Here is a 12,040-nt window from a genome sequence, read left to right on the forward strand (position 1 = left end):
CCTCAGCCATGGCCTTCCTAGGAGGCTAGTTCACCGATGAACCCCGACTCCCGCGCGACGGGCCAACGATCGCAGGCCTACGCAACCGATCATCGCCGCCCTCTGCGGGACCGCACATAGTCGTCCACCACGTACCGGCCCAGATCCTCGACGTCCGGGCTGAACACCCGCCCGCCGCTGCGCTTGGCGACCGCGTCCACAAAACGGCGCAGCCCCTCGTCCTCGCCCAGCATGAACAGGTTCAGCGTCGCGCCGTACCGGGTCAGCTGGTCGACCTCCCGCACCGTGGCCTGCACCGTCTCGGGCAGCGTCGGCCACATGAAGTACGCCTCGCCGTCGTCGTCCAGATGGGCGGTCGGCTCGCCGTCGGTGACCACCAGCACGACCGGCTCCGACCCGGGATGCCGCCGCAGGTGCCGGTTGGCCAGCTTGAGCGCGTGCTGCAGGTTGGTGCCCTGCACCATGTCCGGCTCGATCCCGGCCAGCTCGGCCTGCGACAGCGTCTGCGCGTACCGCCCGAAGCCGATGATCTGCAGCGAGTCCTGCGGGAACTGGGTCGCCACCAGATGCGACAACGCCAGCGCCGTCTGTTTCATCGGGCCCCAGCGGCCGTCGGCGAACATCGAGTACGACAGGTCGACGCAGAGCGCCACCACCGCCGACGCCCGGCGCTCGGTCTCCGCCACCTCGAAGTCCTCGGGCTGCAGCCGCACCGGCAGCGTGGCCGTGCCCCCGCGGGAGGATCGCCGGCGCACCGCGTTGCCGATCGTGCGCACCACGTCGAGCGGCTGCTCGTCGCCGAAGATCCACCGTCGCGACGACCCGGTCAGGTCGCCCGCCGCCCCGGCGTCACGCAGGTCGTGCTCGCCGCGCTGCTTGGCGGTCAGGTCGGAGAAGACCTTGGCCAGCGCCGTCCGGCCCAGCCGGCGCAGCGCCTTGGCCGAGAGCGTCAGCCCCTCGTCGTCCCGGGTCACCCAGCCCTGCCGGCGCAGCTCACGCTCGAGCTCACGCAGCCGCCGCACGTCGTCCGCGGCGGACCGGCCGAGCTGCCGCTCCACCGCCTGCACGTCGATGTCGTCGAGGGTGGCGCCGGGATGCTGCTGGCCCAGTTGCTCCAGCAGGTCGTCCAGGTCGGCCAGCTCACCGAGGGCGGCGGTCGCGTCGCCGTACCCCAGGTCCTCGCCGCCCCGCATCCGCTCGCCGCGCCCCCAGTTGAGGCCGGGTCGCAGCGCGCGGAGGTTGTCGGTCAGCTCGCCGAGCTGGCCGCGCAGCGGGCCGTCGCCGAGCGCCTGCTCCATGAGCTGGGCTAGCTCCTCGCGCTGCTGCGGGCTGAGCGAACGCATCAGCCGCTCGGCCGCCGCCGCCCGCCGGGCCAGCGAGTCGACCAGCTCGTCCATGTTCGCCGGCTGCTCCGGGAAGAAGTCGCCGTGTCTCTCCATGAACTGCTGGAACGCGTCCTCGGTGTCCTCGCCGCGGCTGTGCCGGGCGAGCAGGTCGTTGAGGTCGTTGAGCATCGCCGACATCCGGGCCTCGGCGGCCGGGTCGTTGCCCTGCAGAGCCTGTTTCATCCCGGCGAACCGCTGCTCGACGACCTCGCGCCGGAGCCCGTCGAGGATCTGCTGGTACGACTGCCGGGCCTCGTCGCTGGCCCACTGGTACTCGGACAGTTCCTGCACCGCCTGCGCCGTGGACCGGGGCAGGTTGTCCAGCATCGCCTCGGCGAACCGGGCGTTGTCGTCGTCCTCGCGCCGGGCCAGTTCCTCCCGCTCGGCCGCGAGCGCCTGGTCGAGCAGCTGCTGCGCCCGGGTGACCGCGCCGTCCAGGTTGCCCCGGCGCAGCGCGTCGCGACGCATCCGCCGTGCCCGCGCGTACAGGTCGTCGAGCCCTCGGCCGTCGCGCGGGCCCTGCCGCAACAGCTCGCGCAGCGCGTCGCGGAGGCTCTCGCCGGCCAGCACCCGCTCGCCCACCTCGTCGACGGCCCCGCGCACGTCGTACGGCGCGGCGAGGGGGTCCGGCCCGTCCCGCCACGCCCCGTACCGGAATCTGTTCCCCGTCATGAGCTAGCTCCCGTAGAGGGTGCGGCCGTCGTCGGTGAACTCCTTCGCCAGCCGCCGGGTCAGGTGCAGGCCCTCGAGCACGAACTCGACCCCGGACGCGGCCTGCCCGGGGGTGGGCGCGTCGCCCAGCCCGAGGCGGTCGAGGACCTTGGCCAGGCCGGGCACGGTGCCGATCTGGGCCAGCAGTTCCTCGGCCGAGACCAGGTCGCCGGTCTCGATGATCGCGCCCTCGGTCACCAGGTCGGTGAAGCCGGAGAGGTCGAGCCCGGCCAGCCGGGCCCGGAAGGTCTCGGCGGTGGCCACCCGGAGCAGGTGCGCGAGCACCTCGGTCTCCCGGCCCTCCTCGCCGCTGTCGAACTCGACCTTGCCGCGCAGCGTGGACGTGACCGACACGGTGTCGCAGACGCGGGCCACCGCCTCGCTCTCGTTACGCAGGCCGGCCCGGCGCAGCGCGCTGGCGGCGACCGTCTCGGCCGCGGCGATCGCGAACCGGGCGGAGACGCCGGAGCGGGAGTCCACCGCCGGCGACTCGCGGACCCCGCGGGTGTAGCGGGCGAGTGTCTCGATCAGGTGCTCCGGCACGGACGCGGCCAGCGCCGCCTCCTGCCGGATCAGCTGCGTCTCCAGCTCCACCTCGAGCGGGTAGTGGGTGCGGATCTCGGCGCCGAAGCGGTCCTTGAGCGGCGTGATGATGCGGCCGCGGTTGGTGTAGTCCTCCGGGTTGGCACTGGCCACCAGGAGCAGGTCGAGCGGCAGCCGCAGCTGGTAGCCGCGGACCTGGATGTCGCGCTCCTCCAGCACGTTGAGCAGCGACACCTGGATGCGCTCGGCCAGGTCGGGCAGCTCGTTGACCGCGAAGATGCCGCGGTTGGTGCGCGGGACCAGCCCGAAGTGGATGGTCTCCGGGTCGCCCAGGGCACGGCCCTCGGCCACCTTGATCGGGTCGACGTCGCCGATCAGGTCGCCGACGCTGGTGTCGGGGGTGGCGAGCTTCTCGCCGTACCGCTCGGAGCGGTGCAGCCAGCCCACCGGCAGCAGGTCGCCCATCTCGGCGTGCAGCCGCCGGGAGCCGGGGGTGAGCGGAAGGTACGGGTGTTCGCGCAGCTCGGAGCCCTCGATGACCGGGGTCCACTCGTCGAGCAGGTCGATCAGGCCCCGGATCAGGCGAGTCTTGCCCTGGCCGCGCTCGCCGAGCAGGACCATGTCGTGCCCGGCCAGCAGCGCCCGCTCGACCTCGGGGAGCACCGTGTCGTCGTAGCCGACGATGCCGGGGAAACGTTTCGCGCCGGAGCGCAGCCGCTGGAGCAGGTTGTCGCGCAGCTCCTCCTTGACCGTGCGGAACTCGTGGCCGGAGGCCCGCAGCTCGCCCAGGGTGCGCGGAAGATCGGTAGGTGTTTCGGGGGTGATCGGAGTTGGCGCGTCTGTCACCCGACCGAAGCTACTCCGGGATGGTGCGCACAACGACCTGTACTGCGGTCGTGTTTCAGGACCCGGGCAAGGCAATTCGGTCGCGCGGCTCACTAACATCGACACCGACATGAGCGCCACGATGATCGCCCGAAACCTCGCCGCCGGGCACGGCGACAAGACCCTCTTCGCCGACCTCGACCTGGTCGTCGCCCCCGGTGACGTGATCGGCCTGGTCGGCGTCAACGGCGCCGGCAAGACCACGCTGCTGCGGACGCTGGCCGGCCTGGTCCCGCCCGACGGCGGCACGGTCACGGTGAGCCCGCCCACCGCCACGGTCGGCTATCTGCCTCAGGAGCGGGAGCGGCGGGCCGGTGAGACGCTGAGCGACTTCCTGCAGCGGCGGACCGGCGTGGGGCCCGCTCAGGAGGCGATGGACGCGTCCGCCGAGGCGCTCGCCGCCGGGCGACCGGGGTCGGACGACGCGTACGCCGCGGCGCTCGAGCGCTGGCTCGACCTGGGCGGCGCCGACCTGGACGAGCGTGCCGGGGCCGTCCTGGCCGAGGTGGGCCTGGCCCTGCCCACCGAGCACCCGATGACGGCCCTCTCCGGCGGTCAGGCGGCCCGGGCCGGCATGGCGTCGCTGCTGCTCAGCCGCTACGACGTGGTGCTGCTCGACGAGCCCACCAACGACCTCGACCTGGACGGGCTGCGCCGCCTGGAGGAGTTCGTCACCGGCCTGCGCGCCGGGGTGGCCCTGGTCAGCCACGACCGCGAGTTCCTGGCCCGGACGGTCACCGAGGTGCTCGAGCTCGACCTGGCGCAGCAGCAGGTGCGGCTGTTCGGCGGTGGCTACGGCGCCTACCTGGAGGAGCGCGAGCGGGCCCGGCGGCACGCCCGCGAGGAGTTCGAGGAGTACTCGGACAAGAAGGAAGACCTGCTCGAACGCGCCCGGACGCAGCGGGCCTGGATGGAGAAGGGCGTCCGCAACGCGCGGCGCAAGGCCACCGACGCGGACAAGCACGTGAAGGCCCACCGGGGTGAGACCAGCGAGAAACAGGCGGCCAAGGCGCGCCAGACCGAGAAGATGATCGAGCGCCTGGACACGGTCGAGGAACCGCGCAAGGAGTGGGAGCTGCGGATGACGATCGCCGCGGCGCCGCGGTCCGGCGCGGTGGTGGCGGGCATGCGCGACGCGGTGGTGCGCCGCGGCGACTTCACGCTCGGCCCCGTGACGCTGCAGATCGACTGGGCCGACCGGGTCGCGATCACCGGCGCGAACGGCTCCGGCAAGACCACCCTGCTGGCCGCCCTGCTCGGCCGCCTGCCCCTGGACGCGGGCGAGTCCCACCTGGGCCCCGGCGTGGTGGTCGGCGAGGTCGATCAGGCGCGCGGCCTGTTCCTCGGTGACGAGCCGCTGACCAGGGCGTTCGGCGCGGCGGTGCCGGAGTTCAACGACGCCGACGTCCGGACGCTGCTCGCCAAGTTCAGCCTGCGCGCCGACCACGTCCGCCGTCCGGCCGCCACCCTCTCCCCCGGCGAACGCACCCGCGCCGCCCTGGCGCTGCTGCAGGCCCGCGGTGTCAACCTGCTGGTCCTCGACGAACCCACGAACCACCTCGACCTGGCCGCGATCGAGCAGCTGGAGCAGGCGCTGTCGTCGTTCACCGGCACGCTCCTGCTGGTCACCCACGACCGGCGCATGCTCGAGGCGGTCCACACCACCCGGCATCTCGAGGTGGCGGACGGGAAGGTCGCGGGCTGAGCCGGCGTTCCCAGAAAACGTGAAGAAGATCGGTTTCCTGTCCTTCGGCCACTGGCGCAACGCGGCCGGCTCCGAGACCCGCAGCGCCGCGGACGCGCTGCTGCAGACCATCGAGCTGGCCGAGGCGGCCGACGAGCTCGGCGTGGACGGCGCGTTCGTGCGGGTCCACCACTTCGAGCGCCAGCTGGCGTCGCCGTTTCCGCTGCTGTCCGCGATCGGCGCCCGCACCCGCCGGATCGAGATCGGCACCGGCGTGATCGACATGCGGTACGAGAACCCGTTCTACATGGCCGAGGAGGCCGCCGCCGCCGACCTGATCAGCGGCGGCCGTCTGCAGCTCGGGGTGAGCCGCGGATCCCCCGAGACGGTGCTGCGCGGCGCCGAGCTGTTCGGCTACGTCCCGCCGGAGGGCACGACCGCGGCCGAGCTGGCGCGCTCGAAGACGGAGATCTTCCTGGAGGCGATCTCGGGGACGGCGGTGGCCCGCACCGACCCGGCCCGCACCGGAGTCAGCGGCGGCCTGGCCGTCCAGCCGCAGTCGCCGGGTCTGCGCGACCGCATCTGGTGGGGTTCGGGCACCCGTGCCACCGGCTTGTGGGCCGCCGCGCAGGGCATGAACCTGCAGAGCTCCACGCTGCTGACCGAGGACACCGGGGTGCCCTTCGACCAGCTCCAGGCCGAGCAGATCGCCCTCTACCGCCAGGCGTGGCAGGAGGCCGGGCACACGCGTACGCCCCGGGTGTCGGTCTCCCGCAGCGTCCTGCCGATCACCGAGGAGATCGACGAGGTCTACTTCGGCGCCCAGGCCCACGACGACCAGGTCGGCCTGCTCGAGGGGGTCCGGTCACGCTTCGGCCGCACGTACGTCGGCGCCCCCGACCGCATCGCCGAGGAACTGGCCGCCGACGAGGCCGTCCGGGCCGCCGACAGCATCCTGTTCACGGTCCCGAACCAGCTCGGCGTCGCCTACAACGCCCGCATCCTGGAGACCATCACCAACCACATCGCCCCCGCGATCGGCTGGGCTAAGGGCGGATCGTCAGAGGTGAGCTGACCGGGGACTCGTTGCCCGAGCGGTCGAAGCCACTCAAGCAGTACGTGCCCGGCCCGGGAGCGACCGGCGGTGTCGTCGACCGGCCGGTCGCCACCAGCGGAGCGTTGGCGCCGGCCACACGGTAGAGGGCCCATGACACCGGCTTCTTCTCCCCGGGCTGCCAGTCCAGGGCCAGCGAGCCACCCGGCGGCGCCTTGCGGGCGGCCACCAGCCGAGGCGCGGACGGCGGGTCGGTGGGCAACTGGCGCATCGGCGGGATGAGCGCCGGCGTCGCGTAGTGGGCCTTCCGGTAACGGGACACCGAGCCCAGCCGGTCCGCCCGGAGCTGTTTCGCGCTGAAGTGGACGCTGCCCTGCACGGCGTACCGGTCGTTGAGGGCCAGCTGCCGGTCGATCTGGGCGGGGTCGCTCCACGGGCCCTTCTCGCCGACGCGGTAGTCACCCTGGCCGATGTAGAGCTGCACGTCCGTGCCCTTCACCAGCTTCGACCACCAGGGCAGCATCTTCTCGTACGCGGCCTTGTCGAAGCCGATCGCCCAGTACAGCTGCGGCACGATGTAGTCGACCCAGCCCTTGAGCACCCAGGTGCGCGTGTCGGCGTAGATCTCGTCGTTGCTCTCCAGGCCCTTGGAGTCGGAGCCCAGCGGGTCGGTGCGGGCGTTGCGCCAGATGCCGAACGGGCTGATGCCGAACTTCACCCACGGCTTGAGCTGCTTGATCCGCTCGTCCATCTCCCGGACCAGGGTGTTCACGTTGTCGCGCCGCCAGGCCGCCCGGCTGCGGCCGGCACCGTACTTGGCGAAGCTGGCGTTGTCGGGGAAGTCCTGGCCGGCCTCGGGGTACGGGTAGAAGAAGTCGTCGAAGTGGACGCCGTCGACGTCGTACTTCTTGACCGCCTCCAGCATCGAGTCCTCGACGAAGCGCCGCGCCTCGGGGATCCCCGGGTCGAAGTAGAGGCGGGCCCGCTCGCCCCTGGGATAGGAGAGCGCCCACTCGCGGTGCTTGATGAGCGGGTGGTTGGGCGCCAGCTTGGCGAAGTCGGCGCCGGGGCCCTTCGGGCCGGGCTGGGTTCCGCGGTACGGGTTGAACCAGGCGTGGAATTCCAGGTTGCGTTGGTGCGCCTCGTCGATCATGAAGGCCATCGGATCCCAGCCGGGGCTCTTGCCGTCCCGTCTGCCGGTCAGCCACTCGGACCAGGGCGCGTACGCCGACTGCCAGAACGCGTCGCCGCTGGGCCGGACGTGCACGAAGATCGCGTTGTGGTTCTGCGCCTGGGCCAGCGCCAGCCAGTCCAGGTACTCCTTCTTCACCTGCGCCTCGGGCAGGCCGGGCCGGCTGGGCCAGTCGATGTTCGTCACCGTGGTGAGCCACATGCCGCGCAGCTCCCGGGTCGCCTGCACCGGCACCCCGGCGCAACGGCCGGTGACGCCGGTGGCGGGTCCGACCGCGGCCGGTTCGACGAACGGAGCCGAGGGTGGGTCGTACGTGGCGGCTCTGATCAGACCCACCGCGATCGCGGCCATCGCGATCACCGCAACCACGACGATCGCGGTGATCTTCAATGGCGGTCGGCGCAGACGCATGGGGCCCAGTGTGCCTTGCCGGGACGAACGGCCCCGAAGAGGCCGTAGAGTCCCGGACGTGACGGTGATCGTTGTGGGGGCGGGCATAGCGGGTCTGGCCTGCGCGAGAGAGCTCGTGGACGCGGGGATTCCGGCCCAGGTGGTGGAGCGCGGCAGGGTCGTCGGCGGCAGGTTGGCGAGCAAGAGATTCGATGACCGGTACGCGGACGTCGGCGCCGCCTACGTCACCGCGGACGCCCCCTCCTTCCAGGGGCGGCTGGACAGCTGGCGGGTGGCGGGACTCGCGCACCCGTGGACCGAGACGTTCAGTGTCGACACGGCCGGCCGACGGGAAACCACGACCGGGCCGGTGCGCTGGTCGGCGCCGGGCGGGCTGCGCAGCCTCGCCGAGGACCTCGCCCGGGAACTGGACGTCACCCTGGAGCACGAGGTGCGGGCGCTGCCCGAGGCCGATGCCGTGGTGCTGGCCATGCCGGCGCCGCAGGCCGAGCGGATCGCCGCTGTGGGCGTACTCCAGGAATGGTCTCCTGTCCTAACCGCCGTGCTCACCTTCCGTGAGCGGGTCTGGCCGGACTTCCACGGCATGTTCGTCAACGAGCACCCGGTGCTGGCCACCGTCTGTGACGACGGGGACCGCCGCGGCGACGGGGCGCCGGTGCTGGTCGCGCACTCGACCGGGGACTTCGCGCGGCCACGGCTGGGCGATCCGCTCGCGGCCGCGGGTGAGCTGGAGACGGCCGTGCGCAAGCTCCTCGATCTGCCGCCCGCCGAATCCGTGCGCGTGCACCGCTGGACCTTCGCGCAACCGCTGCCCGGCGGCGACGAGCTCTTCCACCGCCAGGGCGACCTCTACGTCTGCGGCGACGCCTTCGGCAAGCCGCGCGTGCAGACCGCCTGGCTCAGTGGCCGGGCGGTCGCGCACGACATCATTGGTCAGAGCAAACTGCGGTAGACCGCCATCGTGTCCTCGGCGATGGTCGCCCAGGAGAACTTCTCCACCGCGCGCCGCCGCCCGGCCAGGCCCATCTCCTTGGCGCGGGCCGGGTCCTCGATGACCGCCGTCAGCGCCGCGGCCAGGTCGTTCACGAAACGGTCCGGGTCGATCGGCGTGCCCGTGCCGTCGCTGACCTGATCGATCGGGACCAGCACGCCGGTCTCGCCGTCGGCCACCACCTCGGGGATGCCGCCGGTCGCGGTCGCCACCACCGCGGTCTCGCAGGCCATCGCCTCCAGGTTGACGATGCCCATCGGCTCGTAGATCGACGGGCAGACGAACACCGTCGCGTGCGTGAGCACCTGGATGACCTCGTGCTTGGGCAGCATCTCCTGCACCCAGATCACGCCCCGCTCGTCGCGTGCGTTGCGCAGCTGGATGGCCAGGCCCTCCACCTCGGCGGCGATCTCGGGTGTGTCCGGCGCGCCGGCCAGCAGCACGATCTGCGTCTCGGCGGGCAGGTCGTGGCAGGCGCGCAGCAGGTAGGGCAGGCCTTTCTGCCGGGTGATCCGGCCGACGAACACCACGCTGGGCCGGCTCGGGTCGATGCCCAGCCGCTCGATCACGTCGGTGCCGTGGTCCGGGCGGTACAGCTCCGTGTCGATGCCGTTGTAGACGACCCGGATCTTCGATTCGTCAACCGAGGGGTACGCCGTGAGGACGTCCCGTTTCATGCCGGCCGAGACCGCGATGACGGCGTCCGCGTTCTCGATCGCCACCCGCTCGCAGAACGAGGACAGCGCGTACCCGCCGCCGAGCTGTTCCGCCTTCCACGGGCGCAGCGGCTCGAGGCTGTGCGTGGTGACCACGTGCGGGACGCCGTGCAGGAGCTTAGCGGTGTGGCCGGCGAAGTTGGCGTACCAGGTGTGGCTGTGCACGACGTCGGCGCCCTCGCACCCGGCGGCGATGGCCAGGTCGACGCCCATGGTGCGCAGCGCGGCGTTGGCGCCGGCCAGTTCGGCCGGTTCCGGGTACGCGGTCACGCCGGGCTCGTCCCGCTTGCCGCCGAAGCAGTGCACGCGCACGTCAGCCAGCGGCCGCAGGTCCCGGGCCAGGTATTCGAGGTGGACGCCGGCCCCGCCGTAGACCTCCGGCGGGTACTCGCGGCTGATCAGGTCCACTCGCAGATTCTGGGAGGTCACGACCTCAACTTAGTCGCTTCGGCTGGCGCTCGCGCAGCGCAAAAAGTAGCGTTCCCACCATGGCTGTCAAGGTGCTCGCGATCGTTCTGGCAGGTGGCGAAGGCAAGCGCCTGATGCCCCTCACCACGGACCGGGCCAAGCCCGGCGTCCCGTTCGGCGGCATCTACCGCATGATCGACTTCGTGCTCTCCAACCTGGCCAACGGCGGGTTCCTCAAGATGGTGGTGCTGACCCAGTACAAGTCGCACTCCCTCGACCGGCACATTTCCAAGACCTGGCGGATGTCGACGCTGCTCGGCAACTACGTCACGCCCGTGCCCGCCCAGCAGCGGCTCGGCCCGCGCTGGTTCGCCGGCTCGGCCGACGCCATCTACCAGAGCCTCAACCTGATCAACGACGAGAACCCGGACTACGTCATCGTCTTCGGCGCCGACCACATCTATCGGATGGATCCGAAGCAGATGGTCGACCAGCACATCCAGTCCGGCGCGGCGGTCACCGTGGCCGGCATCCGGCAGCCGAAATCGATGTCCGACCAGTTCGGCGTCATCGACGTCGACCCGGCCAGCCCGCGGCGGATCAAGGCGTTCCGGGAGAAGCCGGCCGAGGTCGACGGCCTGCCCGACGCGCCGGACGAGATCTTCGCGTCGATGGGCAACTACGTGTTCACCACGCGGGCGTTGTGCGAGGCGGTCACGCGGGACGCGCAGAACCCCGACAGCAAGCACGACATGGGTGGCAACATCATCCCGATGCTGGTGGAGAAGGGCGAGGCGAACGTCTACGACTTCCGGGACAACGACATCCCCGGCAGCACCGACCGCGACCGCGGCTACTGGCGCGACGTGGGGACGCTGGACTCGTTCTACGAAGCCCACATGGACCTGATCGCCACCCTCCCGATCTTCAACCTCTACAACCACGAGTGGCCGATCTACACCAACTACGGCTCGTGGCCGCCGGCGAAATTCGTTCACGGGTACGACGACCGCCAGGGTCGCGCCGTCGAATCGATGATCTCCCCCGGCGTGGTGGTCTCCGGTTCCCTGGTCGACCGCTCGATCGTCTCCCCGAACGTCAGGATCAACTCCTGGGCGCACGTCGAGGGCTCGGTCCTGATGGAGGGCGTCCAGGTGGGCCGCCGCGCGGTCATCAAGAACGCGATCCTGGACAAGAACGTGATCGTCCCCGAGGGCGCCCAGATCGGCGTCGACCTGGACCGCGACCGCAAGTTCTACACCGTCTCCGACAACGGCGTGGTCGTCATCGGCAAGGGCCAGCAGGTCGAGCTCTAGCCGCTGCCCTCGTGGTTCGAGGCCCCGCCTTCGAACCCGTCCGGGCGTGCCGGGCCGTCGACTTCCGAGACAGCGCACTCGTTGCTGTTCGTCGATTTCGACGGCCCTTTGCCGCATACGCTGAACGAACGGTTTGCGGTTTGCGGGCGTGCGAGAGCAGTCGAACTGCCACCGACGGGTGAGGCCGGACGCTCCGCACCGCACCGCACCGGATCCTTTCGGTGAACGGTGGGGCGTTCAAAGATCGTCCGGCGGCACAAGAATCCCGCCGACCTGCACATTCGAGGGCTTTCCGGCCGCCGCTGAGAAACTCGGGGCCGCCGTTCGAAAGTCGTCCGAATGATCGACAGTCAACCCGTAACAACCTTGAAGGCCGGGATGTTGCGGACGTACTCGTCGTTCTCGTTAACTTGCCACGGGCTCCACTCGCACGACCGGCGAACGATTCCGCCGTCGCACGGGGATCAGCCGTATCGAAACCTAGACGCTCTCAAGGGAGACGCCGTGGCAATGATCGAGGAAACCTGCGGGCACAGATCGCCGTACCATGACCGATCCCTGCCCTTGACAATCGTCCTGATCACCGTGGTGATGCTGGTCGACCGGGGCGCCGACCCGACGGTCGCCCTGTGCAGCGTGGCAGGACTCGTCGCTGCGGTCGGCCGCGTCACGCGTGGTTGAGGACGATGGCCACCAGACCGGTCCGTCCCGGGGCCGCCGCTTCGGTCAGCGACTTCGCTCGTT

Annotated in this window: 9 protein-coding genes; 5 read left to right on the forward strand and 4 right to left on the reverse strand. The window is 71.1% G+C overall.

Features of this window, described 5'->3' with window-relative positions:
* Positions 1–89 precede the first annotated feature (89 nt).
* On the reverse strand, positions 90–2,057 hold the full coding sequence (locus tag QSK31_RS26170; RefSeq protein WP_285686977.1) for a vWA domain-containing protein: 1,968 nt from the start codon (positions 2,055–2,057) through the stop codon (positions 90–92).
* A 3-nt stretch (positions 2,058–2,060) separates the two neighbouring features.
* Positions 2,061–3,485 carry a sigma 54-interacting transcriptional regulator gene (locus QSK31_RS26175; RefSeq protein ID WP_285686978.1) on the reverse strand — a complete coding sequence of 475 codons (1,425 nt, stop codon included), beginning with the start codon at positions 3,483–3,485 and terminating at the stop codon, positions 2,061–2,063.
* A gap of 109 nt (positions 3,486–3,594) precedes the next feature.
* Here QSK31_RS26175 and QSK31_RS26180 point away from each other — a divergent pair, with 109 nt between their 5' ends.
* Positions 3,595–5,229, forward strand: a complete 1,635-nt coding sequence (locus QSK31_RS26180) for an ABC-F family ATP-binding cassette domain-containing protein (protein ID WP_285686979.1) — start codon at positions 3,595–3,597, stop codon at positions 5,227–5,229.
* Positions 5,230–5,248: 19 nt separating this feature from the next.
* The gene (locus tag QSK31_RS26185) at positions 5,249–6,283 is read left to right on the forward strand and encodes an LLM class flavin-dependent oxidoreductase (protein ID WP_285686980.1); all 1,035 of its coding nucleotides are present in this window, start codon (positions 5,249–5,251) and stop codon (positions 6,281–6,283) included.
* Here QSK31_RS26185 and QSK31_RS26190 read toward each other — a convergent pair.
* Complete coding sequence (locus QSK31_RS26190) at positions 6,255–7,865, reverse strand: glycoside hydrolase family 10-like protein (protein WP_285686981.1); 1,611 nt, start codon at positions 7,863–7,865, stop codon at positions 6,255–6,257. The genes QSK31_RS26185 and QSK31_RS26190 overlap by 29 nt on opposite strands.
* A 64-nt stretch (positions 7,866–7,929) precedes the next feature.
* Between QSK31_RS26190 and QSK31_RS26195 the strand changes: the two genes are divergently transcribed.
* On the forward strand, positions 7,930–8,817 hold the full coding sequence (locus QSK31_RS26195) for an NAD(P)/FAD-dependent oxidoreductase (RefSeq protein ID WP_285687015.1): 888 nt from the start codon (positions 7,930–7,932) through the stop codon (positions 8,815–8,817).
* On the opposite strand, the gene glgA is transcribed toward QSK31_RS26195, so the two are convergent.
* A complete protein-coding gene (gene glgA / locus QSK31_RS26200; protein ID WP_285686982.1) occupies positions 8,799–10,001 on the reverse strand; it encodes a glycogen synthase in 1,203 nt (400 codons plus the stop codon). The two genes, QSK31_RS26195 and glgA, sit on opposite strands and share 19 nt — an antisense overlap.
* A 59-nt stretch (positions 10,002–10,060) precedes the next feature.
* Here glgA and glgC point away from each other — a divergent pair, with 59 nt between their 5' ends.
* Both glgC and QSK31_RS26210 read left to right on the forward strand, forming a co-directional pair.
* Positions 10,061–11,296, forward strand: coding sequence for a glucose-1-phosphate adenylyltransferase (glgC, locus tag QSK31_RS26205; protein WP_285686983.1), 1,236 nt, complete (start codon positions 10,061–10,063; stop codon positions 11,294–11,296).
* 504 nt (positions 11,297–11,800) lie between these two features.
* Positions 11,801–11,977, forward strand: coding sequence for a hypothetical protein (locus QSK31_RS26210; RefSeq protein WP_285686985.1), 177 nt, complete (start codon positions 11,801–11,803; stop codon positions 11,975–11,977).
* Positions 11,978–12,040: the final 63 nt, after the last annotated feature.

Origin of the sequence: Actinoplanes sp. NBRC 103695, assembly GCF_030269485.1 — a bacterium.
In the GTDB taxonomy this organism is placed as follows: Bacteria; Actinomycetota; Actinomycetes; order Mycobacteriales; family Micromonosporaceae; genus Actinoplanes.

Excerpts from the sequence above, each read along its gene's own strand:
- QSK31_RS26190 (WP_285686981.1), bottom strand. The coding sequence starts at position 7,865 with ATGCGTCTGCGCCGACCGCCATTGAAGATCACCGCGATCGTCGTGGTT.
- glgC (WP_285686983.1), top strand. The coding sequence starts at position 10,061 with ATGGCTGTCAAGGTGCTCGCGATCGTTCTGGCAGGTGGCGAAGGCAAG.
- QSK31_RS26170 (WP_285686977.1), bottom strand. The coding sequence starts at position 2,057 with ATGACGGGGAACAGATTCCGGTACGGGGCGTGGCGGGACGGGCCGGAC.
- QSK31_RS26180 (WP_285686979.1), top strand. The coding sequence starts at position 3,595 with ATGAGCGCCACGATGATCGCCCGAAACCTCGCCGCCGGGCACGGCGAC.